Origin of the sequence: Flavobacterium sp. (assembly GCF_027483985.1) — a bacterium.
GTDB lineage: Bacteria > Bacteroidota > Bacteroidia > Flavobacteriales > Flavobacteriaceae > Flavobacterium.
Window position 1 is genome coordinate 1 of record NZ_JAIXTJ010000008.1, and the last position, 24,108, is coordinate 24,108.

The window sequence follows — 24,108 nt, forward strand, 5'->3', positions numbered from 1 at the left end:
ATCGTAGCAACACTAGAATCACTAATACAAGGCGCAACTCCTGCTAATGTATAGGTAAACGTACTTAAAGTAGCTCCAACTGCTGGAGTAAAAGTACCATTAACAGCATCAAATGTACCGCCCGAACCTGAAGTTCTTACCCAAGAACCTCCTAACTGTTCACCTGTTATAATACTATACAAATCAACAAGACCACTTGAATCACAAACAGTTAAAGATCCATCCAATCCAGCGTCCAATTGTGCAGTAATATTTACTGAGGCTACACTTGAATCTGCTCCACAAGGTGCAGCGCCAGTCACTGTATAAGTAAATGTGCTAGAGGTCGTTCCAGCTGTTGGAGTAAATGTTCCTGATGCTGCGACAAATGTTCCGCCACTACCAGTGCTACGAACCCAAACACCTCCCGAACTCTCGCCCGTTATTAAACTAAATAAATTTATTGACGTTAAACTGCTTCCGCAAATATTAATACTGCCATCTGTGCCGGCGGTTACTGGAGCATTGACAGTTACTTGAATCTCTTGAAAAGGTCGACAAGTTGTATCTGTTGGTATTGGATTTGCTATTGCATAAACATAATAAGTTCCAACCGTATTCGGAAGCGACCCAGCTAATCCAAGAGCAGGAGCATCGTAGGATGATGAACCAGCCGCCGGTGTAGAATTGCCTAAAGGAATTCCTCCTGCATACATAGCGTCACCTGTTTGCTGTGCATTGAAATACACATAACTAATAGCGTCTGTTCCTGTAAAAGTTGTATTTACAGAGAAAACTGCAGGATCACCGTTTAAACATAAAGCTTGATTTGCCGATGGATTAGTTATTGTTGGGCAAGTTGTAATTGCAGTACATACTAATGATGAAGAAACGAAACAGGAACCGGCAACTCCAACTGGTGTAAGTGTAAAATTGACATTATCACCAGATGACAAACCTGTAACTGCATATGTAGTAACATTTCCTATGGAACCTACTGGAATCGGAGAATTAGAATTTACTTGATAAGAAGCCAAATAATCGATAGTACCAGAAAGTGCAGTCCAGTCGAAAGTTACAGAATTAGACGTTGAAACTCCACAAGTAATAACTGGTGCAATAGTTGTATTTGTAACAAATAATAAGAATGACTTAATTTCAACACAATTTGATCCTGAAGATAAATCTTGAATTGCTACCCATATTTCTTGACCGTTAACACCTGGAAAAGCTGTTAAATTTGTTATTGGAAATGCAATATTTTGTGCATCGATAAGCGAATTATGATAACTAATTTCATAATCTGACGCACTCTGACCATCAAGTATAATTGGAGTATTAGTTGAAAGATTAAATGTTGAACCTGTACAAATTGTCAAATCTATTGGCTCATCAATAGGCATTGCGGGTAAATATTCTACCGTAACGCAATCCGATATTGGGCAACCTATTCCATATGGATATGCAGTTGCACAATACACACCGGGTTGATTAACACTTATAACCGGACCAATTTCGCCAGGAATTGGATTTCCATCTCTTGTCCAAGTATGAGGAATAGTTGCAGCTAAACCACTATTTAAAGTAGTTGAAGTACCAGGACAAGGTGCAAAACCATTTGCAACCAAATAATCCTGCGGAAAATTAAGTTGCGCCGTGTTAAAACTTTGAGCTTGCAAAAAAACAGCAGAATCAAGTGAATTGTCTCCAACATTCGCAATGGCTAATTTAATATGATAAGTTTGACCACACTGAACTGTTGCCGTTGCAGCTATTACAGTCGTAAATCCGTCATATTGTATGGTGGTATTTATTCCAGGAGTTACTCCGGCACCATTATTTACATAATAAGTGGGATTTAAAACATCATTGACATTATCAATAGAAATTGGGATAGTTGTTGATGGCACTAACGCAATATTTGCAGCACCTCCAGTAAAAGTGCCCGTTATACCTGGACCGCTTAAAAAAAAGCCGAATACATCATTAAAACCGCCATTAACAAATTCTAAATATTCCTCTGAACCAAAAACAAAATTAAAAGTTAAATTTTGCCCAACAGGAACAAAATCAAATTCCAAAACGGCCTTATTCCTGATATTTGCTGAAGCAAGAATTGCTAAATCAGCATCTCCTTGAATTGGATTTGCGGTTGCATCAGTCGCACCTGATTGGTCATTTGGCCCAACCGCAATTTGAGCATCACCTGTTGCTAATATTAATCCATTATTAATTCCAATATTGGTTGTGTTACCACCAGTAAAACTTCCTACTTGATCACGAACTGTATTTGCATTTAATGCCGTACCGTTAAAAGTAATATTCGAAACTGTAATTCCTCCTCCTAACAAAACATTCTGAACTAACTGTGCCGGCGTTTGTGTAGTATTATTGACAACAAGTTGAGCAAAAGCGGTGTTGAAAAAAGCAAATATAAAAAGGAGTAGTATTTTTTTCATATGTGTAGCAACTTAAACGTCAATTAAAAACGTTACAAATGTTAATTAATTGTTTAAAACTCCAAATATAAACAATCCAAAAAAATAACTTTGTTAAATTTGTAGAAAATTACAAATCATACAATGAAAGTCACTATAAAAGAAACCCAAAATCCAACCATTTTAAAATTTGAATTCCCAGATTTTATAACCCAAAATGAAAACTTTGAATTCAAGAACATTGACGAAGCTAAAAATTCGCCTTTAGCGCAACAACTATTCTATCTTCCGTTTGTAAAAACCGTCTACATTTCAGGAAATTTCATTGCCATTGAACGTTTTAGTATTGTAGATTGGAATGATGTTAAAGAAGACGTAGCGGAACAAATTGAAGACTATGTAAAAAATGGCGGAAAAATAATAATTGAAGATCCACTTAGACCAAAAAAATCAGCAATTACAGTTTATGGCGAAACTACTCCGAATCCTGCAACATTAAAATTTGTTGTAAACAAAAGAGTCACTAAAACTGCTGTTGAATTTAAAAATATCGATCAAACAGTCGCATCGCCTTTGGCTAAAGAATTGTTTAGCTTTCCGTTTGTGAAAGAAATTTTTATTGACGAAAATTATATTTCAATTACCAAATTCGACATCGCATCTTGGGAAGAAATTACACTTGAAGTTCGTACTTTTATAAAACAATTCATTGAAAATGTTGGCACAGTTGTGGACGAAACTATGATTGTTCAAGACGCAAAACAAGAAAAACAACAAATCAATAATTTTGATAATCTTGATACCACATCACAACAAATTATAAATATTCTTGAAGAATATGTAAAACCAGCCGTTGCAGCCGATGGCGGAAATATTTTGTTTGACTCCTTCGACCAAGACACTAAACGCGTAAAAGTGGTACTTCAAGGATCGTGTAATGGTTGTCCTTCCTCTACATTTACTTTGAAAAACGGAATCGAAAACATGTTAAAAGATATGTTAAACGATCAAGACATTATTGTTGAAGCGTTAAATGCATAATAAGCAAAAAAGAAAAATGCCTTTCGTAATTGAAAGGCATTTTTTTATGCAGTAACTTCTTCTGAAGATTTTAAGTTAATTGGTTTTCCATCAACATCATAAAATTGGTAACGGTATTTCAACTTTCCGTTCACCTCTTCAATATCTACGTGCATTTGGTAGAAACCATTATTCCATTCTACAATGATATCAAAATAGTAATCTCCTACTCCAAAACTGGTAGGCAAATTACTCACATAAACCAACTTTTTAGATTTTAAATTTAAAGTATTAACCTCAATATTATTGTAAGCACCAACATCTTCGTTAGCAAAAGTTCTTCCCATATAATTATATTCTTTGGCTTTTTTCTTGCTCTTTCCTTCTTTTGGATCGTTATAAATATCTTTTACAGAAAAAATTACCTCCTTCAACGAGAATTTTCCAACATTTACAATAGAAAATTTTAATTGATGAACATAAGTTATGCGTTGTCCTTTTTTTCGAGGTTCATCATCTGCCAAATCAGAACTTTCACCTAAATCAATATCTTTAATTTCAATAATTGGAATATTTTGTCCAGAAAACTGCGACAACACTTCGGGTTTTGATAAATCTTTATTGTCTGTCTCAACAATTTGCTCTTTGGTTTCTTGAATTTCGTCGCTTAAAACATCAATTTTTTTATTCGTAATATCAATTTCAGTTTCGCTTTTTTCATCTATAGAAATCGCTTCGTTACTAGAACGATATAACGAAAACAATGCACCAGTAATTAATGCAAAACCAATAAAAGCTAAAATAAGTGCAGTCATAGACGGATTCTTTTTCATTCCAATAAATTGGTTAAATCTCAAACTCAGAGATGCTACAAAAATACTGATTGAAAAGGGATCACTAGTAGTTAATAAAATAAGTTCTTAACATAGAAATTAACCAATAGTGTAGAAATAAAAAAGTCCAAACTTTCATTTGGACTTTTTGTGCGGATAATAGGACTCGAACCTACACGCCTTGCGGCACCAGATCCTAAGTCTGGCATGTCTACCAATTTCACCATATCCGCGAATTGTGGGTGCAAAGATAAACATTACTTTGTAATTTCCAATACTGAAAGAACAAATTCCAAAAAAAAATTAAAACTTCTTTAAAAATTGGAATTTTGAATTTAAAAATTGGAATTTGTATTCGTATATTTGACATTATAATCAAACAATTAAAAATGAATAATATAAAACAATACGTTCAAGAAAACAAAGAGCGTTTTCTAAACGAATTAATTGAACTATTAAAAATTCCTTCAGTAAGCGCCGATACAGCTTACTCTCAAGATGTTATTGACACTGCCAATGCTGTGAAAGCATCATTAGAAAAAGCAGGTTGCCATCACGTTGAAATTTGTGAAACTCCAGGTTACCCAATTGTTTTTGGAGAACATATTATTGATAAAAATCTTCCAACTGTTTTGGTTTATGGACATTATGACGTGCAACCGCCAGATCCGATGGAGCTTTGGACCTCACCTCCATTTGAACCGGTAATAAAAACCACAGAAATTCATCCTGAAGGTGCCATTTTCGCTCGTGGTGCGTGCGACGACAAAGGTCAAATGTACATGCACGTGAAAGCTTTTGAATATATGATTCAAAATAACTGTTTGCCTTGCAACGTAAAATTTATGATTGAAGGTGAAGAAGAAGTCGGTTCTAAAAGTTTATCATGGTTTGTTACACAAAATCAAGAAAAACTAGCTAACGATGTCATTTTAATTTCAGATACTGGAATGATTTCTAATCAACAACCGTCAATTACAACTGGATTACGTGGTTTAAGTTATGTTGAAGTTGAAGTAACAGGTCCAAATCGCGATTTACATTCTGGACTTTATGGTGGCGCAGTTGCCAATCCGATAAATGTATTGACTAAAATGATTGCTTCGTTGCATGACGAAAAAAATCACATTACCATTCCAGGATTTTATGATAAAGTAGAAGAACTTTCTGCTGCCGAACGAGCCGAAATGGCAAAAGCACCTTTCAATTTAGACAACTACAAAAAAGCCTTAGAAATCGATGACGTGCATGGCGAAACAGGTTATGTTACTAACGAAAGAAACTCCATTCGCCCAACATTAGACGTGAACGGAATTTGGGGCGGATATACTGGTGAAGGTGCAAAAACGGTTATTGCAAGCAAGGCTTACGCTAAAATATCAATGCGCTTGGTTCCAAATCAAGATTGGGAAGAAATTACAGAATTGTTCAAAAATCACTTCGAAAGTATTGCTCCAAAATCAGTTAAAGTAAAAGTTACACCACATCACGGCGGACAAGGATATGTAACCCCAATTGACAGTATTGGATATCAAGCAGCCAACAAAGCTTATACTGAAACTTTTGGTGTTCCAGCAATTCCTGTTCGTTCTGGCGGAAGTATTCCGATTGTTGCTTTATTCGAAAAAGAATTAAAATCTAAAACTATATTAATGGGATTCGGATTGGATTCTGATGCCATTCACTCTCCAAACGAACATTTTGGAATTTTTAATTACTTAAAAGGTATTGAAACTATTCCATTATTTTATAAGTATTTTGTGGAGTTATCTAAATAGTTTTACCGCAAATTCGCAAATTTTAAATCCGTTTATTCTTAATTGAGTAAACGGATTTTTCTATTTGGCGTTACCTTGTTGCACCACATCTTCTTACACAACAATACTTCATAAGCAACAAGGTCGGGCTTTCCGTTCCCAATCTTTTTGTTCGTTACCTTCGAGAACCTCAGGCAACGAACAAAAAGGATTTCCACTTCAAACGAAGTTCTCTGAACACCAAATTAAATAAATGTAAAGTGAAGAAATCCCTAACGCACTCGAGCGCAGCGAACAGACGAAGTAAACCCAGTAAAACCGAAGCAAATGTTAAATTTTAATTCTACACTTGTAGAAATAAAATTTTATTCTACATTTGTAGAGTTAATTCTAAAAACGTAGAACTATGCAATTATCCAATTCAGAAGAACAGTTAATGGAATATTTATGGAAACTCAAAAAAGCTTTTATGAAAGATTTGCTTGAAGCTTTTCCTGAACCAAAACCTGCTACAACAACAGTTGCCACATTGTTAAAACGAATGATTGATAAAAAATTTGTGGCTTACAACGAATTTGGAAATTCACGAGAATATTATCCGTTAGTAAAAAAAGAAGATTATTTCTCCAAGCACGTTAACGGATTGATTAAAAATTTCTTCAACGATTCGGCTTCACAATTTGCTTCTTTCTTCACAAGAGAAACCAATCTAACCGAAAAAGAATTGGAAGAACTAAAAAAAATCATTGATGTTGAACTTCAAAAAAAGAAAAAATGATCGACTTTCTATTAAAATCAACCATCAGTTTAACCGTTTTTCTTGGCTTCTATCATCTAGTTTTAGAACGAGAAAAAATACATCAATTCAATCGATTTTATCTTTTGCTTTCGATTGTAATTTCGTTAGTGATTCCGTTTCTAACATTTGAAATCATTAAAATTGTTCCTGTTGTTCAAACTTTTGAACCTTTAAATACGGTAATAACTTCATCAGTACTTCCAGAAAATGAAATTCAAGGAACTAGTGCACCAATAGAAGAAAAAATCAATTTCACTCCCTACGTTTTATGGAGTTTGTATGGGTTAATTAGCTTTCTAATGCTACTTCGATTCGGAAAAAACATTTGGCTTTTAATCTCAAAATCTAGCTCCAATCCGAAAGTAAAATACAAAAAAGCTAATTTGGTTTTGGTAGAAGAAAAGACGCTTCCTCACACCTTTTTAAATTCAATATTTATCAATTTTGAAGATTATAATAATCGAAATATTGAAGATGAATTGTACGCACACGAATTGGTTCACGTAACTCAAAAACATACTTTAGATATTTTATTTATTGAATTCTTAAAAGTAATTTTTTGGTTCAATCCGCTGTTTATTTTCTACAAAAAAGCTATTCAACTCAATCACGAATTTCTTGCCGACGAAGAAATTGTGAAAACTTACAACAATGTTCCGTTTTACCAAAACTTGCTTTTGCAAAAAGGCAGCGGACAAAAAACGATTTACTTGGCCAGTAATTTGAATTATTTAGTAACCAAAAAACGACTACTTATGATGACCAAAAGCACATCACAAAAAATTGCAGTTTTAAAAAAGATTGCAATTGTTCCAATCCTTGCCGGATTAATATATTTTTTCTGTATTGAAGTTGTGGCTCAAGAAAAACTAGTTCCAGATACAACGATCAAAACTGAAAGTAATTTGACAAAAGATGATATCAAACGAGATAGATACTACGCAAATGTTAGAATAATTGCTAAAGATATCAGAAAAGACACTACATTTAAAATTAATAAAATGTATGAAGATTTAACTTTAACAGAAAAGAGAAACTACTTAAGTTGGATTCCTGATAAGATAAATCCAAAAAAAGTTAGCAAAGAATTATTTATAAAACTTAGCAACTCAAATAATGAAGCCGTTTGGATTGATGGAAAAGCTGTGAAAAACTCTGATTTAAAAAAATACAAACCATCTGATTTCAGTTATTATACAAATAGATTTATTGATAAAAGAGTGCGATTAAAACAATTTCCTCAAGAATATCAGTATACATTGTATACGAATGAATATTTTGATAAAAATTTAAAAAATAATCATCTTAAATATGATAATGACACTTTAATAGTAACATTTTCTGAAATGAATACTGAATGGGAAAAACTTGATAAAATACTAAAAACAAAGACGAAAGATGTTAAGGCTGAAACGGAATGGTATTCAAAAAATGAAGAAGGTATTACGATACATAGAAATAAGAAAAAACAAAAGAAAATCATTGTAATTGATGCTGGTCATGGCGGAACTGATTTTGGTGCTACAAATAACGAATGGAATGAAAAAAACTTAACTTCACTGATAGCAAAAAAGATCAAAGAAATGCATTCCAATTCTGACTTAGAAATTCATTTCACTAGAACTGATGATGAGTTTATTGATTTGAAAAAAAGAGGTGATTTCATAAATAATTTAAACGCAGATTTAGTAATTTCTTTACACGTCAATCAAAATAAGAATACAGATGCAAATGGATTTGAAATATTTATAAGTGATAAAAATAATTTAATCGCAGAATCAAAAGTTTTTGCAGAAAAACTCTCAACAAAATTATCTAAAACACCACTAAGAAATAGAGGACTAAAATTTGCCCCATTTATGATTTTAAAAAATTCACCTTGTCCTTCGATGGTTGTTGAACTTGGATTTATTTCAAATGAAAACGACAGAAAATTTATTACAAGTGAAAAAGGTCAAACCGAAATCGCAAAATATATTTTGGACTTCATATCTGAAGTAAAATGATTTTATATCATTAGTCATCATCAAAAAATCCGCTCTAATCAAGCGGATTTTAATTTTAAAAACAATCTGTAAATCAATGGCTAAACAAACTAATTTTCATCATTTTACAACATTATAAAATTTTTGGCGTTAAATTTGTATAATCATCATCAATCAAAATCAATCATTATGTTAAAACGTTTTTTTATTCTTTGTTCAGGTGTCGATACTGACATTGTGAACGGTTGTTCCAACGGCGAACAAAACAAATATGCCGGAATTGGAGCCACAGTTTTCTTCACAGCAATTATGGCTTTTGTAGCCAGTAGTTACGCACTTTTTACGGTTTTTGACAATGTCTATACCGCAGTTTTCTTCGGGTTAGTTTGGGGATTTTTAATTTTCAATCTCGATAGATTTATTGTATCGACTATCAAAAAACGTGATAATTTTCTTGACGAGTTTATTCAAGCAACTCCACGAATTGCTTTAGCGATTATTATTGCAATTGTAATCTCAAAACCATTAGAAATCAAAATTTTTCAGAAAGAAATTGAGACCGTTTTGTTAAAAGAGAAAAACGAAATGGCAATGGCAAACAAAAAACAAGTGACCAATTATTTTCAAAGCGATGTCGATAAAAACAAAGCCGAAATTGATAGCTTGAAAAGTGATATCACTAAAAAAGAAAAAGAAGTAAACGATTTATACTCAGTTTTCATCACAGAAGCTGAAGGAACTGCAGGAACAAAAAAATTAGGAAAAGGTCCGGTCTATAAAGAGAAACGTCAAAAACACGATATGGCATTAAAGCAATTGGATTCAATGAAAGCTGCTAATGCTATAAAAATTAAAGAAAAAGAAGCTAAAGCCAAAACACTTCAAGCCGATTTAGATAAAAAAGTAACCGATTCGCAACCTATTATCGATGGTTTTGACGGATTAATGGCAAGAATTAATGCGTTGAATAAATTACCGTGGTTGCCATCGTTTTTCATAATGTTGTTGTTTTTAGCTATTGAAACTTCACCTATAATTGCCAAATTACTTTCTCCAAGAGGTGAATACGATTTCAAACAGGAAGATGCCGAAATGGGAATTAAAAATGTGATCGCACAAAACCGTTATCAAAGTGATTTACAACGAAAAACCGATGCAGAAATTTACGACAAAGTGTATGCTGACATCAAAGACGACAAAGAATTATACAATTATAAGAAAAAAGGTGCTTTGGAATTATTGAAGCTACAAGCAGATGGTTTTGTTGAAAAGCAGAAGAAGTCAATGTAGATTTTTTAACCGCAAAGAAGCAAAGTTGTTTTCGCAAAAGAACGAAAAGAAAAACCCAACACCATAATGTTGGGTTTTATATTTTTTAAACTTAGAGAACCTTGCGCAATTCTTCGCGGACTTTGCGGTTAATCTTTTACAAATAACTTAAAATTTCATTTTTCAATTTGTCATATTCTCCTTGCAGAATTAAACCATTATCTAATAATTTTTTGTAATTCTGAAGTTTTTCAAATAACTGATCTTGCGTTAAACTTGCTAAACCACTTTCAGCATTTAATTTTTCATCAGGAAATTGTTTTTCATCTCTGTATCCAGATTGTTCCACGGGAATAATTTCGGCAAAATTAGTTACTTCTTCTGTTTCCATTTCTTCAACCTCAGCAACTTCTTCAAAAGTTATTTCTTCTGCAATTACAGGATTACTTGTAGTTGTATTTACAACTGGATTTTTCAATAAATCCAATTGCTCTTTAGCATAAGTATATAATTTTCGTGCTTGATTTTTTGGCAAATAATCAACTGTATGCGTTAAATCTGATTTAGTATTGAAAGTAAAATCTGCACCAAGAATTCCTTCTTTTACAAAACTTCCTGCAATATCATCCCAATCATAATCTACAAATTCCATTGATAAACCAAGATTTTTTGGTTTACATAGAATTATTCTTTTATTGGTAACCACAATACTATCTGGCAAAATTGTCACAGCTGGTTTTTTTTGTACAGCAATATATCCAATTTCTTCATTAGACATTAATAAATTACTCAATTTAGAAGTAATTTTCTCAATCGCTTTTGGATCTTGGTCTTCGTTTAATATTTTCTTTAAATTATCAATCATGATAGTTGTTTTGAATTTTATTCTAATTGTTTCACAAAAGTAATGCCTAAATTAATACAAAAATAAAAAAGAGGCTGACAAATCAACCTCTCTTTCTTTGAAAAATAAAAATAAAAATAAAAATCACTTATAATGCAATGCTATTTGGCCTATTTGCCCTAATATTTTAAAAGAATCTTTGAATGATAATTTTGAACCATCCATATGAACCCATCTATCTAAAGGTTTTTCACACAATAAAGTTTTGGCCGTTTCTAAACCATATTTCTGTCTCATTCTCATAAAAATTTCAACATCAAATAACCATTTGGTCAAAAATTTTGTTTGAAACGTATCTTCTACAACATCTTTAGTCATGATTTTTGCACCACATTGTGTGTCCTTAAAATCCATTCCTAATGTTTTTCTAATAATAAAATTTATAGTTTTACTAATTATTGCTCTTGCTGATTCTTTTTCAATATCAGCACCCATTCTTGTTATTCTAGAACCGCTTACAATTTTAAAATTTGAATCTTTAATAGTGTCAACTAAAGCATCAAAATCTTCAAAATTGGTAGATAAATCGGCATCTAAAAAACCTATATAATCAAATTGTTGTTGTTTTGCCAAATGCAACATTCCTAAACGAACAGCTTCTGCTTTTCCTCCATTTTGTTCGCAATTGTAAACACTAATTCTTCCTTCGTTTTGCTTTTTTAAATCGTATAAAACATCTAAAGTATTGTCTTTACTTCCATCATTCACAAAACATAAATGATAACTTAAATTTGAATTCACAAATTTTTTAAACTCTTCACTCATCAATCGTTTTTCTTCGTTGTAGCAAGGAATAACTACCCCAATAACTTTATTCTGAATGAATTTATTTTTATTCACTGAATACGAAATATTACTCGCTCCAATTAGTCTTTTTACTCTTATACCAATTTCATTTAAACTTAATGGCTTTTTCATATAATCTGTTGCACCTAAAGCAAAGCCTTTTTCAATCACATCTTCGTTATTATTTCCTGATAAAATCATAACTGGTATATCATGATTCTTTTCAACTTTTATATAATGAACAACATCAAGACCTGAGCTAGTGTTTATTGAATATTCATGATTATTCAAAACAACTTCTCCTGTATATTCTGGCATATTGATATCAGCAATAACCAAATTTGGCATGTAACTATCGTACTTTTCTTTTGCATCATTTACAGAGTTTGAAGTCATAACTTCATAACCTAAATCGGTTAAACATTTTTCTAACGATATCAATACTAACTCTTGATCGTCTACGATTAAAATTTTCATTTTTTTTATTTTTTATTGTTATTTTTCATGACAAAAGTACTTCGAAACTACAAGGTCAATTTTTATTTTAGACCAAAGAATAAAGAAGTGTCGACGAATGGTTTTTTTCTGTAGATATATAAAATTCAACGATAGGATGATTATTACTATATTTACATCATCAAGAAAGCACTTATAGTTTGTGAGAGAAAAATCGAATAAATATTTACTGGCTGCGTTATTAATTGGATTGGTTTTCCATGGAAGTGCTATTTTTTTCACTTTAGAAAACACTTATGATGCTTTAATTCATTTATTCTATGGTAATCATTATGCTACTAGTTGGTTTGAACCATGGAATTACAGTTGGTATACTGGATTTACCGTTATGGGTTATCCACCATTAGTGCATCAATGTATTGGATTATTGTCATTTATTGGTGGATTAAAATTCGGATTATTTACCGTTGCCATCATTGCAATTCTTCTTTTTATTACAGGTGTTTTTAGATTTTCACTTTTACTTACAGGCAATCGAAATGTTGCTGGATATGCTGCTTTATTAGCTGTTTTTTCTTCTTCATTTGTTGAAACACTTCATATTTTTGGTCAGTTGCCAAGTATTGTTGGGATTTCTATTTTAATGCATGCGTTGCCAGAAATTTATCTTTGGATAAAAACCGGACAAAAGAAATATTACTTCACATCTATTTCATTAATTGCTGTAACCGTTTGTTCGCATCATGTTACGCCATTATTCGGAATGATATTCTTCATATTTCCGTTAATCGGAATGACGGTTATGGATGTGGCTCGCGAAAAAGTGAATTCGTACAAAGAAGTAACAATGAAATTATTTGTACAAACTACTATTTCATTGCTAAAAAGAATCATTGCATTTGGATTTACTTCTGTCTTTTTAATTGTTTTTTGCATTTTCCCTTATTGGATTAATTCGAAAAACAATCCAATTACACAAGTGCCAATTCCACACGGAAGTCGTGATAATTTTCTCGAAGTAACTTCGTCTGGATTGATGTTTTTTGTTATTCCTTGGGGAATTTTATTGTTTTTGTTACCTTATATATTTTATAGATATTACAGCAAACGCTACATTTTCTTTGGATTATCAATAACATTATTAAGCGTTTTAGGAACTGGCGGAACAACTCCAATTCCGTTAAAGGTTTTAGGTGAAAATGCATTTAATATTTTAACGCTCGACAGATTTACACTTTGGGCTGCAATAATGAGTTTACCAATGTTTGGCGAATTTGCCTACCGATTAGTTGAAGGCGATTTACGAACTAACTTGCAAAAACGATTTGGTTCGGTGTATTACAAAATCATTTCTGGTTTGTTTGCTGGTTCGTTTTTATTCATGGCGATTTTTACGATAACATTAGGTTATTTTCGTCCGTTTCAACCACAAAAAATCAATACGTTACCTATTATCAATTTCTTAAACCAAGACCAACACGATCAATGGCGCTATTTGCCTTTGGGTTTTGGCGATCAAATGGCAACGTTGTCTTATCAAACAAAAGCTTTGACTGTTGATGGAAATTATCATTCGGCACGACGATTACCTGAACTAACTTCGCGAGCAGTTGAACGTTTGGAAAATTCAAAATTTAGAGGTTTGGAAGGTATTGGTTCGCTGCAACAATTTTTAACGGTTCCAGAAAAATACAACCTGAAGTATGTTTTTTCTAATGATAAATTCTACGATCCAATATTATATTTCTGCGGTTGGCATCGATTAACGCAACTGGAAAACGGAATTATGGTTTGGGAAAAACTCAACGTGCCACCATTATCCAAAATTCTTCCATTTGAAGATGTTCCGCTATATCAAAAATTGATGTGGGGAATTATTCCTATTTTAACTGTGGTTATTGCTTTTGTTTTGAACGTACAAATGATTTTATATCAAGCTTTAAAACTGAAACCAATTACGCAACCCGATTTTTTCAAATTCACTATTGATTATAAAAAATTTCCAAGAAAACTGGTTACGCTACTTCACATTTGGACTGGAATTGTTTTGTTAATTATATTTTATTTTGTCTATCAATTTTATGTCAACAATTCGTCGCAATTAAGTCCGAAAAATGTTGTAAAAGCTTATTATGATGCAATTGATTTTAAAGAATTTGAAAAAGCACATTCCTATTTAGATCCAAAAGGAAACAAATCGTTATCGCAATTTATGTTGGAAACTGCGGTGCAAGACGGTATTTTAAATTCGTATGCCAAAATGGATGCTATTGACATTCAAATTATAAATCAAACCGAAAATTCAGCCAAAATCATTGCCAAAACCAAATGGGTAACACCTCTGGAAATCATTGAAAAAAACTACACGCATGAAGTTATTAAAGAAAAAGGCAAATGGTTTATAGTTCCAAATAAAATAGATTTGGATATTCCGCCTGATCAGTTTGTTTCCAATAACGGAACCGAATATTTCAAACACGGAAGACGCGCTGTTTCTACCCAAATGACTTATCATGATGATGTTTTGAAACAACCTGTTTTAGAAATCTTGTCGGCAAAACTCATTCAATACAATAAACAATACATTATAATTGGAGAAGTTCAAAATGTCGATAATGTTCCGGCCGACGTAGTTTTGAAGGCTACTTTATATGATAAAAACGATAAGAAATTAGCATCGTTCAACGCAAAATATGAAATAAAGCATAAATTGATGCCCAAAGAAATCACCAGTTTTAAAGTCAATTTTGAAGACATTGCTTGGGCAAAAAATACCGATGTAAAACCAAAAACATTCAATCCAAACGAATTTTCTCCATTAGAAATTATTGAAAATCCTGTAACATTTGACATTCAATGCGCCGGAAATGTTGCCATAACCGATTTGTATACACAAGTAGCACTTTCTGATTTTGCTATCGAAAACAATCACATAAAAGGAACTTTGTTTAATTTCGGAATTCAAGAAAGTACAATTCCAGAAATTTTAGTGTCGTATTATAATGACAAGAAAGAACTGATTTATGTAGATCATTTCTTTATGCGTGAAGGTGTTCGTGTGCAACGCAAGAATTATTTTGATTACGAATTGCTGAATTTAAAAAAATGCAAAACACTAAAATCATCGTTAGAAAATTGTTTTGTGAATGGTTTGGCCAATGAATCAATTTCTAATGCAGTGGTTCCAAATCGAAAAGCTTCTCAAAATGAGGAACAATTGCAAAAAGTAAAAGGTAACGGATTTGATTACATCAAAATCGAAATTAATAATTATATAGGAAATCCAAGATAATGAAAAAAGCAATTTACCTATTGTTTTTATTAAGCGCTTTGCTCCTTTTGGCATTCGGAACTGCTTTGGTTTCGGATAAAAAAGCGTCGTTTGAATTGGTTTCGAATACTAAAACTTTCATCGCTGGAAACAGAATTGAACTAGAATTTCATCCTAATGCTGACAGTGAAAAACCGCAACTTTTCATCATTCATTCGTATGGAAAAACATTACTTGATGCAACCATTGAAAAAGGAAATTACATTTTTAAAATTCCTGAAAATTATTGTAAAAAAACAGGTGAAGTTTCTTGGTTTTTAATCAACGAAAATGAAACTAAAAATTCAGGAACTTTTGAAATTGTGCCAAATGATACAACTAAAACTGTTGTTGAAAATTATCTTGGTCCACGAACCATTCTAGCTGGCGGAAAAGAATTCACCATGATGGTAACGGTTCCAACTGATGGTTTTGACAATCCAAAAAAAGAAAACACTAATGTGATTTTGAAACATCAATTTTTGCAAAACGTAACCAATCTCAATTTAAAAACTAAAAACTTTATTGCTTGTTACGATATCTATTCTCCAAATAAATCAGGAAAAATGTTGGTCTCAACAGAATGTGACAAAATCGCAACCAAAGAAATTGAAACCGAAATCTATCCAAATATTGCAACCAATTTCACTATAGATTACAAAAGAAATCACGAGTTTGCCGATGGAAATCAGATTACGCATTTTACAACATCTAGCATAAAAGACCAGTACGGAAATGTGGTTAGCGATGGCACTTTGGTTTCGTTCCTTATCAAAACTAAAAACAATTTGGTATTGAAAACTTTTGGAACAACCATAAACGGAATTGCTTCAGCTCAATTATTGCATCCAGATCATCAAGAAGTATATTCTGTGAAAGGATTTGTAACCGGAATTGCCGAAAGTAATTCAATCACCATCAATTACAAACCTATTATTTCGACTTTTAATTATTCGTTTTCAAATAAAAATAGAACGGTAAAAGTTGGACCAATAACAAGTTTTATGAATCAATTGGTTCCTGATGGAATAAAAGTAATTGTAAAGGTTTTCCATAAAGATAAATTAGTGGCAACTTTGCAAGAAGACACTTCCAAAGGATTGGCAATTTTTGAACTTTCAGAAGATTTTTATAAAGAGAAAAACTATCGTTTTGAAATTACAACATTAGGCATTAGCAAACAAACAGAAACACTAAACTATGAGCTTCATAAATAATAAAAACACGATTCGTACCGTCTTGATTAGCTCATTTATTTTACTAAATGTGCTGTTGCTTTTTGGATTAAGTAGCATTTTAGAATATTTAAATACTGGCGCCGATAGAACTTCGATGTTGCATTTGGAAAAAGAAACTGTAAATACTTATTTACCAAAAGTTATTTGGGAAGAATTGAATAATGTGGGTAGAGAAATGGAACCAAATACCTTAAAAACTATTGAAAAAGACTATTTATTTTCATGGTACATCAAAAATAAATCGCTAGAAAACAATAAAAAACAAGGCATAGAAGATTATTACACACAAAATGCTCGAGTGAATTTGTACAACAGCATTGATTATAATTTGAAAAACAAAATCACCATTGAAAGTACTACTTTAAAACACAATCCGAAATTAGAATTTTATAGTGAAGACGGACAACAAGTGGTTTTTACTGATAAAAATGTTATCGAATTTCAAAAAGTTTATAAAGACAAAAAATTAATTTCAGAAGTTCAAGATACGGCAACCTACAAAGTTATGATGTTGTTGGAAGATGGTTTTTGGCGCATTCGTCACATTCAAAAAATGAAACCTGAACCTTTTGCAAAAGACACTTTGAAAGCCAATCCGGAATTTAAAGTTGTTGGAAAAAAGATAAAATACAACAATGCCGATTTTATAAGTAAAGGAATTAATTATTATCCTAAAAATTCGGCTTGGGATACTTTTGGCGAATTATTTAACAAAGATACCATTGCAAAAGATTTTGATATTATTAAAATAGCAAAGCTCAATTCGATTCGTATTTTTATTCAATATGAGGATTTTGGCAAAGCAGATATTAAACCAGAAAAACTGGAGAAACTTAAAACTTTATTGGATTTAGCAGAAACAAAAAACCTAAAAGTTGTGGTGACTTTATTTGACTTTTATAGTGATTATACTTTAGAAAGTTGGACATTGACTAGTCGACACGCCGAAAAAATTGTTACTGCCTTTAAAGATCATAAAGCTATTTTGGCTTGGGATATTAAAAACGAACCGAATTTAGATTTTGAAAATCGCGACAAAAACAATGTAATAAATTGGTTGCAACAAATGATTACTGTAATTAAAGAAAATGACCCGAATCATTTGGTTACAATTGGTTGGTCGAATTCTTATGAAGCAACCAATTTAGAAGATAAAGTTGATATTGTTTCCTATCATTTTTACAACGCCATTGACGATTTTGAAACAGAATACGGAATATTAGATAAAGTGACTAAAAAACCTATTGTTATTCAGGAATTCGGAGTTCCATCGTATCGCGGAATTTGGAATTGGACAGGAACAACTAAAGATGGTCAAGCCGAATACCACAAAAAAATGCAAGAATTATTCAAAAAGAACAATCTTGCATTTATGTCGTGGACTTTGTATGATTTTCCTGCTGTGCCAAATCAAGTTGCCGGAAAATGGCCTTGGCAGAAAAACAGACAGAAAAAATTTGGTTTTATTGATGAAAAAGGAAAAGAAAAACCTGCCTTTTTATACATTTCTAACTAAAGTATTTACCATTTTATTAATTTCAATTTCTTTAAATTTTTGAAGGTACATTTCAACAATTTTATCCATTGAAAGTGCGCAAGCAGCTTTGTAATTAGTTTTTGCAATGCGTCTTCTGTAATTATCATCTTCAAGAATAGTACTGATAGCTTTTGCTAATGAAGAAGCACTTTCTGGATTAAAGAATTCACCTTTGTAACCTTCATCTTCAACTAATAAAGCTAGATCACCTAAATCAGGCATAACAACTGCTTTTCCGTAACTTCCTGCTTGATGTAAAACTCCAGAACTTCCTGTAGTTGATGTATAAGGAAATGCAACTATTGTGCTTTCAGTAAAGATACGTTCTACATCATTTTCTTCTACATATCCAGTAAAAGTAATTCCTTCAACATGTGAGTATTTTTCTTTAACCGATTGTAAATATCCTGGTGTATTTGGACTATCAGTTCCAGCAATTACAATTTCGATTTCTTCATTATTAGTCTTGCGAATTAATTCAACTGCGTCAATTAGAATATCAACTTTTTTGTACGTTCCAAACTTTCCAAAAGCCATTACTTTTTTTGGTCCAGCTGGTAAATCAAAACTAACATTCTTTGGAGTTTCAAACGAACCATGTGGAATTAACGCAACATTATTAGTTTTATATTTTGCATTTAAAACATCAACATATTTATTGATAGTTACTGCAACAGTATCAGCTTTCAAAATACAACTTGTAAGAGTAGTTCCGATGAAATTATATATTTTTTGAGCAATTTTATTTGATGTAAATCCAGCATTTGCTAAATCTACTTGTTCCATAATATTGTGCAATAAAACTACTGTGTTGCATCCTAATATTTTTAAAATCATTGGCAACAACAATCCTAAAGCAGCAGGAATTTTTTTATCGCCAAATTTTACAAATTGTAAATTGAACAAAACAGCATCTGGTTTTTCTTTTAAAACCGCTTTTACTATGGTGAAAATGTTAGCATAGCTATTAAATTCCCAACATTCGTTAACGGAAACTTTATTGCTGTTTTCAAAATCCAATTGTTTTGGTTCTGATGTTCTATCCGTAATTAAAACCAATTCTGAAACTTCTTCTTTTTGAACAAAGTTTTTTACTAAATGGTAACCATATTCGTTTAACGTAACTTTACTAGGTGGAAATGCTGTTACAACTGCTATTTTCATTTTTTTATTTTTTAGATTCATTTTATTTTTCATGACAAAAGTCCAATAAAATCAGTAGTCAAATTTTTAAATTCGACGAATGGAAATTTAGTTTAGACGAACATTCTTTTTATTCTGATAAAAGAAATAAGCTAATTGAAAAAACAATAAGATTACCATTGAAATAATTTGCATTTCAACCACTTGTTCTAGTGATTTATGAAACATCACAATTAAGATTATTTGGGTTAATCCTAAAAGTGCTGAAATTACAACTGGAGTATACTTATTAATAGAAAGAAAATAGTAAGCAAAGATATTGGCAATAGCAAAAATTGATGTTGATAAAGCGTATTTCCACAATAAAGGAGCTATTGAAAGATAGTCTTCACCAAACATTAAATTGACAACTAAATTTGGAAAAAAATAAGTAGTTGCAACAATTATTACAGACAATGAAACAATATAACCAACATATTTAATCAAAATAGGTTGCGTGTTTTTTCCTTCTTTTTGAAGTGTAAGTACTTTGGGCAAAAGTAGCATTACAAACATCCAAGCTACAAAATAAACTACTCTTCCAATCAAGGCAAGAGAAGCATACAATCCAGCTTCTTGGTTGTTAAAATAGTGCTTCACAAGAATTACATCGCTATTGTTGATAATGATTTGGGTAAGCTCGTAAAAAGCTGTAAGGGCAAAAAAGGTGGCGATGTTTTGAACACTCAACATTTCTCTTTTTTCAAGCGTAGGTTTCTTGAAAAAGATTTTTTGAAACGGTTGTAATCCAAAAACAAAAGACAATGTAATTCCGGAAGCAACAATAATAGTAATAGGTAGATTTGGGACAAAAAGGATGGCGACGATAGTTAACAATAAGCGACTAATCATTTCTGAAGTGTAGGTTTTCGACAGATTGAAAAGGTTGTTTTTCCCTTGGTAAACACCTCGATTCACACTCATTAAAAAGTAAAGCGGAATTCCGGCACCAAACAAAACAAACATTAATGCAGATTGTGTATGAAAGACTTTTTGTAGTAGGTTACAAGAAGCCATGATGATTAATCCTAAACCAATTCCAGACAAAAGAGCGGATGTAGTCATTAATCGAATAAAAGCAATACGTTTTCTAAAATTGTAGATCACTACATATTTAGTAGTTACAATTTGAAACGTCATTCCAATAAAGGAAAGAATCAATAAAAATGTAATTAAAATAGCAGCATCGGCAAAAGCTTCTGGACCTAAAACTCGTCCTAAAATTAAATTGTAAAGATAATTTCCGCCATTTACCAACAACATGGTAAGCATAAACATTTGTTCAGCGCTGAACTGTTTTGAAACAAATGGCATTCTAAACTGTGCTGATTTTAACATCTTAAAGTCGTTTATCATTTTAGAAATTACTTAAAATTAAGCTACATTATTGTTTAATAAAAAACTTAACTTTTCTTCTTTAAATAATTCAACTACTTTTTGATTTTGATGTCCAACTATATAAAATGCTTTGTTTTTTGAAAGTGCTTTTTTGTATAAATTAATAATTGTTTGAAAAGCTGTTTTGTCAATATCAATTGTATTATTAAGTGAAATCATTATAAAACCGGATTCATTAATTAATGCTTCAAAATAATTTTTTAATGAATTGGTGTTTTGAGAATTTAAACTTCCGTTGATTTCAAAAATTCCTGCGTTGTTTGTAATTTGTAATGCCATGATTTTGATTTATTTTTATTGTTTTATTTTATTTTTCTGATGCAAATATCTGATGATTAACTACGAGACATCATTATTATTCGACGAATGGTAAGTTGCTGTAGATGAAATATCAAAGGTTTATGTCTAACTTGCACTCATTAATAATTACACTATCGACGAATGACATTATTTAAAAAAATAACTCTAATTTTCCTTTTCACTTATAGTTTTATAGGTCAAGCTCAAAACATGATTGAAGGATTTAGTAATCTTGAAAAAGGAGAATTTGATAAAGCTGAAGTTTTCTTTACTACTATATTAAAGGACTATCCTCAAAATAAAACGGCAAGACTTTGTTATGCTCGTGCAGTTGGGTTGAATAAACAACCTGAAAAAGCTTTAACATTATTCACAACATTAAAAAGTGAATATCCTGATGATTTAGAAATAAAATTGAATTATGCTGAATCCTTATTATGGAATAAAAAGTTTGATGATGCTAAAATCTACTACACTAAATTAGTTGCTGACAATCCAACCAACTTTGTTGCTCATCTTGGTTTTGCTAATACGTTATCCAATTTAAAAGAATTTAAAGATGCTTTGTCATATGTAAATAAAGCTTTGGAACTATCTCCAGGAAATGGCGGAGCTTTGGTTTCTAGAAAATACATAAAACTGGGTTATGCTAACGAAATGGTTTCTGCAAAAAAATATACTGAAGCCGAAACTTTTTACAATGAAATTCTAACTGATTTTCCAAATGATAAAGAAACGTTATTGAATAAAGCCAATTTGTATTTGATTACTAAAAATAGTGTGAAAGGAAGAGAAACTTATAATTTATTATCTACATCAGATCCTATTTTAGCATTAAATGGTTTATCATTAGTAGAACATATCGCAGGAAAAGAAAGCAAAGCTCTTGAGATTTCTGAACAAGCAATGTCTAAAATTGGTGAAACCAAAGATGAAAAACTAATCAAGCAAACACAAGAACGCTATGTTCAAGCGCTTATTTGGAACAAAAAATACAAATTAGCAGAATCTAAAATTTTAGAATTAAACAAACTTTATGCAAACGAAAATTGGTTATTAGCTTTATCAGCAACATTAGCGATTTACAAAAGTGATTTTAAAGATAGTATTAAATATTACGAAAGTATTTTGGTAAACGATTCTAAATCATTCGACGGAAATCTTGGAGTTGCCAATGCTTATTATGCTTCGGGAGAAACTGATAAAGCTTTTAAAGCCGTTTATCAAACGTTAGAAATCTTCAAAAATCAGAACGATGCTACGAATTTTTTGAAGAAATTAAACGAAGAACATACGCCATCTGTTGAAGAAAAAATAAGTTACTCATTTGATAATGGTAACAATACTGCCATAACTTCGAGAACATTAATAACGTTTCCGCTTTCTACCAAATGGTCTTTAAACACTACTTATCAATATAGAAAAACAGACAATTCTGTTACCAATATTAGTGCTGATGCTAACGATTTTCTAGTTGGAGCATCTTATAAATTTCATCCTAAAATTAGTTTTAATGTTGATGGTGGAATTACCTCAGCAAGTTCACCAACAGCAAGCTATACTTCTTTATTGCTGAATTCATACTTCAAAATTAAACCAATGAAATTACAAGATTTAGAAATTGGATATAAGCGCGACTTGCAAAATTTTAATACTGATTTGATTGACAAACAGATTTCGGCTGACAACTATTATTTTAATTATAATATTGGATCAAACTTTAAATTGGGTTGGTTTACACAATATTTTTATACAACTCAATCAGATAATAATACTAGAAATTTATTGTTTACCTCACTGTATTATAGCTTTTTATCGAAACCTGTTTTAAAAGGTGGATTCAATTACCAATTCATTTCGTTTAAAGACCAAGTGCCAACGGTTTACTTTAGTCCGAGTCAATTTAACGCTTACGAAGTTTTTGTAGAATTATTGAAAGATGAAAAAATTGCAGAAAAAGGTTCCTTCTTTTATAATTTGAACGCTGCAACTGGATTTCAATACATCGAAAAATTAGACAAGCAATCAACTTATAGAATTCAAGCAAAATTAGGTTATAAATTTTCAGACCGATTGTTAGCTAACGTTTACGGATTGAAAAGTAATATTGCTTCGGCTGCTGTTTCTGGATTTACCTATACCGAATTTGGATTTCGTTTAAAATGGTTGTTTTTAAGCAAACCAATTTTTAAAACCAATTTACAATAAGTTCAATCGTTTCATCAATTCAGGACGATTGGCGCGACTTACCGGAATTACTTCTTTGGCAATAAGTACCGAATTGTCTTCAATATCAATGATTTTTTTGGTATTGATAATGAACGAACGATGTACTTTTAGAAACAAATCTTTAGGTAATTTATCTTCTATTTTCTTTAAAGTAGAATGTACCACGTAGTTTTTGACATCGGTTTTTATGTGAATATAATCGCCTTTGGCTTCAACAACACTTACCGAATCGAATTCGATTTTAATTAAACGTCGGTCAATATTTACATAGAATTCTTTGCTGTTATCTTCTGTAGTTAACTTAACTTCTTTAGTCGAAGTTGAACTAGGAATTTGAGCTGCATTTGCTTTAACAATAGCTTTTTGAAAACGTTCTTCAGTAATAGGTTTTACTAAATAATCAACAATACATTCGTATTCAAAAGCTTCGATGGCGAAGTTTTTATCGGAAGTTATTAAAACGACTTTTGGTGGATTTTTTATGGTTTGAATAAAATCAAATCCTGTAAAATCTGGCATATGAATGTCTAAAAATATCAAATCAACATCATTTTGATTCAAATATTTAATGGCTTGCATAGCATTTGAAAATTCCTGAACTAAATTAAGTTCTTTATGGGTAGAAATCATCTGAGCAATAATTGCTCTAGCCATTTCTTCATCATCTATAATAATGCAATTCATAAGC

General features: G+C 31.4%; 17 protein-coding genes and 1 tRNA gene. 9 read left to right on the forward strand and 9 right to left on the reverse strand.

Annotation, left to right across the window (positions count from 1 at the left end; genetic code table 11):
- On the reverse strand, positions 1 to 2,438 hold a 2,438-nt coding region (locus Q0050_RS00740), incomplete at its 3' end, for a choice-of-anchor L domain-containing protein (RefSeq protein ID WP_298391692.1).
- A gap of 123 nt (positions 2,439 to 2,561) precedes the next feature.
- Here Q0050_RS00740 and Q0050_RS00745 point away from each other — a divergent pair.
- Positions 2,562 to 3,458: a NifU family protein gene (locus tag Q0050_RS00745; RefSeq protein ID WP_298391693.1), complete on the forward strand. Its 897-nt coding sequence runs from the start codon at positions 2,562 to 2,564 to the stop codon at positions 3,456 to 3,458.
- A gap of 44 nt (positions 3,459 to 3,502) precedes the next feature.
- Here Q0050_RS00745 and Q0050_RS00750 read toward each other — a convergent pair whose 3' ends face one another.
- Complete coding sequence (locus Q0050_RS00750) at positions 3,503 to 4,252, reverse strand: hypothetical protein (RefSeq protein WP_298391694.1); 750 nt, start codon at positions 4,250 to 4,252, stop codon at positions 3,503 to 3,505.
- 169 nt (positions 4,253 to 4,421) lie between these two features.
- A tRNA-Leu gene (locus tag Q0050_RS00755) sits at positions 4,422 to 4,503 on the reverse strand.
- A gap of 156 nt (positions 4,504 to 4,659) precedes the next feature.
- Between Q0050_RS00755 and Q0050_RS00760 the strand changes: the two genes are divergently transcribed.
- The 4 genes from Q0050_RS00760 to Q0050_RS00775 all read left to right on the forward strand — a co-directional run bounded on the left by Q0050_RS00760 (position 4,660) and on the right by Q0050_RS00775 (position 10,101).
- The gene (locus Q0050_RS00760) at positions 4,660 to 6,048 is read left to right on the forward strand and encodes a dipeptidase (RefSeq protein WP_298391695.1); all 1,389 of its coding nucleotides are present in this window, start codon (positions 4,660 to 4,662) and stop codon (positions 6,046 to 6,048) included.
- Positions 6,049 to 6,433: 385 nt separating this feature from the next.
- Complete coding sequence (locus Q0050_RS00765; protein ID WP_298391696.1) at positions 6,434 to 6,805, forward strand: BlaI/MecI/CopY family transcriptional regulator; 372 nt, start codon at positions 6,434 to 6,436, stop codon at positions 6,803 to 6,805.
- Positions 6,802 to 8,832 carry an N-acetylmuramoyl-L-alanine amidase gene (locus tag Q0050_RS00770; RefSeq protein WP_298391697.1) on the forward strand — a complete coding sequence of 677 codons (2,031 nt, stop codon included), beginning with the start codon at positions 6,802 to 6,804 and terminating at the stop codon, positions 8,830 to 8,832. Before Q0050_RS00765 ends, Q0050_RS00770 begins: the two co-directional genes overlap by 4 nt.
- Before the next feature lie 168 nt (positions 8,833 to 9,000).
- Positions 9,001 to 10,101 (forward strand): DUF4407 domain-containing protein, encoded by a 1,101-nt coding sequence (locus Q0050_RS00775; protein ID WP_298391698.1) that lies wholly within the window; start codon positions 9,001 to 9,003, stop codon positions 10,099 to 10,101.
- Between the two features lie 136 nt (positions 10,102 to 10,237).
- Here Q0050_RS00775 and Q0050_RS00780 read toward each other — a convergent pair whose 3' ends face one another.
- Both Q0050_RS00780 and Q0050_RS00785 read right to left on the reverse strand, forming a co-directional pair.
- Positions 10,238 to 10,945 carry a PH domain-containing protein gene (locus Q0050_RS00780; RefSeq protein ID WP_298391699.1) on the reverse strand — a complete coding sequence of 236 codons (708 nt, stop codon included), beginning with the start codon at positions 10,943 to 10,945 and terminating at the stop codon, positions 10,238 to 10,240.
- A gap of 123 nt (positions 10,946 to 11,068) precedes the next feature.
- Positions 11,069 to 12,247, reverse strand: a complete 1,179-nt coding sequence (locus Q0050_RS00785; protein ID WP_298391700.1) for a glycosyltransferase — start codon at positions 12,245 to 12,247, stop codon at positions 11,069 to 11,071.
- 181 nt (positions 12,248 to 12,428) lie between these two features.
- On the opposite strand from Q0050_RS00785, the gene Q0050_RS00790 reads away from it, so the two are divergent.
- The 3 genes from Q0050_RS00790 to Q0050_RS00800 are packed head-to-tail and all read left to right on the forward strand — an operon-like array spanning position 12,429 to position 18,290.
- Complete coding sequence (locus tag Q0050_RS00790; RefSeq protein ID WP_298391701.1) at positions 12,429 to 15,518, forward strand: hypothetical protein; 3,090 nt, start codon at positions 12,429 to 12,431, stop codon at positions 15,516 to 15,518.
- Positions 15,518 to 16,753 carry a hypothetical protein gene (locus tag Q0050_RS00795; RefSeq protein ID WP_298391702.1) on the forward strand — a complete coding sequence of 412 codons (1,236 nt, stop codon included), beginning with the start codon at positions 15,518 to 15,520 and terminating at the stop codon, positions 16,751 to 16,753. Before Q0050_RS00790 ends, Q0050_RS00795 begins: the two co-directional genes overlap by 1 nt.
- On the forward strand, positions 16,737 to 18,290 hold the full coding sequence (locus Q0050_RS00800) for a glycoside hydrolase family 2 TIM barrel-domain containing protein (protein WP_298391703.1): 1,554 nt from the start codon (positions 16,737 to 16,739) through the stop codon (positions 18,288 to 18,290). The genes Q0050_RS00795 and Q0050_RS00800 overlap by 17 nt, the downstream gene beginning before the upstream one ends.
- Here the strand turns inward: Q0050_RS00800 and Q0050_RS00805 are convergent.
- The 3 genes from Q0050_RS00805 to Q0050_RS00815 all read right to left on the reverse strand — a co-directional run bounded on the left by Q0050_RS00805 (position 18,273) and on the right by Q0050_RS00815 (position 21,170).
- Positions 18,273 to 19,475 (reverse strand): glycosyltransferase, encoded by a 1,203-nt coding sequence (locus Q0050_RS00805; protein WP_298391704.1) that lies wholly within the window; start codon positions 19,473 to 19,475, stop codon positions 18,273 to 18,275. The genes Q0050_RS00800 and Q0050_RS00805 overlap by 18 nt on opposite strands.
- Before the next feature lie 87 nt (positions 19,476 to 19,562).
- A complete protein-coding gene (locus tag Q0050_RS00810; RefSeq protein ID WP_298391705.1) occupies positions 19,563 to 20,849 on the reverse strand; it encodes a sugar isomerase in 1,287 nt (428 codons plus the stop codon).
- Between the two features lie 18 nt (positions 20,850 to 20,867).
- The gene (locus Q0050_RS00815) at positions 20,868 to 21,170 is read right to left on the reverse strand and encodes an STAS domain-containing protein (protein ID WP_298391706.1); all 303 of its coding nucleotides are present in this window, start codon (positions 21,168 to 21,170) and stop codon (positions 20,868 to 20,870) included.
- A gap of 162 nt (positions 21,171 to 21,332) precedes the next feature.
- Between Q0050_RS00815 and Q0050_RS00820 the strand changes: the two genes are divergently transcribed.
- Positions 21,333 to 23,399: a tetratricopeptide repeat protein gene (locus Q0050_RS00820; protein ID WP_298391707.1), complete on the forward strand. Its 2,067-nt coding sequence runs from the start codon at positions 21,333 to 21,335 to the stop codon at positions 23,397 to 23,399.
- Here the strand turns inward: Q0050_RS00820 and Q0050_RS00825 are convergent.
- On the reverse strand, positions 23,391 to 24,104 hold the full coding sequence (locus tag Q0050_RS00825; RefSeq protein WP_298391708.1) for a LytTR family DNA-binding domain-containing protein: 714 nt from the start codon (positions 24,102 to 24,104) through the stop codon (positions 23,391 to 23,393). The two genes, Q0050_RS00820 and Q0050_RS00825, sit on opposite strands and share 9 nt — an antisense overlap.
- Positions 24,105 to 24,108 lie beyond the last annotated feature (4 nt).

Bases quoted from the DNA above. Each gene is read 5' to 3' on its own strand.
- Q0050_RS00745 (WP_298391693.1), top strand. From the start codon at position 2,562: ATGAAAGTCACTATAAAAGAAACCCAAAATCCAACCATTTTAAAATTT.
- Q0050_RS00750 (WP_298391694.1), bottom strand. From the start codon at position 4,252: ATGACTGCACTTATTTTAGCTTTTATTGGTTTTGCATTAATTACTGGT.
- Q0050_RS00760 (WP_298391695.1), top strand. From the start codon at position 4,660: ATGAATAATATAAAACAATACGTTCAAGAAAACAAAGAGCGTTTTCTA.
- Q0050_RS00765 (WP_298391696.1), top strand. From the start codon at position 6,434: ATGCAATTATCCAATTCAGAAGAACAGTTAATGGAATATTTATGGAAA.
- Q0050_RS00770 (WP_298391697.1), top strand. From the start codon at position 6,802: ATGATCGACTTTCTATTAAAATCAACCATCAGTTTAACCGTTTTTCTT.
- Q0050_RS00775 (WP_298391698.1), top strand. From the start codon at position 9,001: ATGTTAAAACGTTTTTTTATTCTTTGTTCAGGTGTCGATACTGACATT.
- Q0050_RS00780 (WP_298391699.1), bottom strand. From the start codon at position 10,945: ATGATTGATAATTTAAAGAAAATATTAAACGAAGACCAAGATCCAAAA.
- Q0050_RS00785 (WP_298391700.1), bottom strand. From the start codon at position 12,247: ATGAAAATTTTAATCGTAGACGATCAAGAGTTAGTATTGATATCGTTA.
- Q0050_RS00795 (WP_298391702.1), top strand. From the start codon at position 15,518: ATGAAAAAAGCAATTTACCTATTGTTTTTATTAAGCGCTTTGCTCCTT.
- Q0050_RS00800 (WP_298391703.1), top strand. From the start codon at position 16,737: ATGAGCTTCATAAATAATAAAAACACGATTCGTACCGTCTTGATTAGC.
- Q0050_RS00805 (WP_298391704.1), bottom strand. From the start codon at position 19,475: ATGAAAATAGCAGTTGTAACAGCATTTCCACCTAGTAAAGTTACGTTA.
- Q0050_RS00810 (WP_298391705.1), bottom strand. From the start codon at position 20,849: ATGATAAACGACTTTAAGATGTTAAAATCAGCACAGTTTAGAATGCCA.
- Q0050_RS00815 (WP_298391706.1), bottom strand. From the start codon at position 21,170: ATGGCATTACAAATTACAAACAACGCAGGAATTTTTGAAATCAACGGA.
- Q0050_RS00820 (WP_298391707.1), top strand. From the start codon at position 21,333: ATGACATTATTTAAAAAAATAACTCTAATTTTCCTTTTCACTTATAGT.
- Q0050_RS00825 (WP_298391708.1), bottom strand. From the start codon at position 24,104: ATGAATTGCATTATTATAGATGATGAAGAAATGGCTAGAGCAATTATT.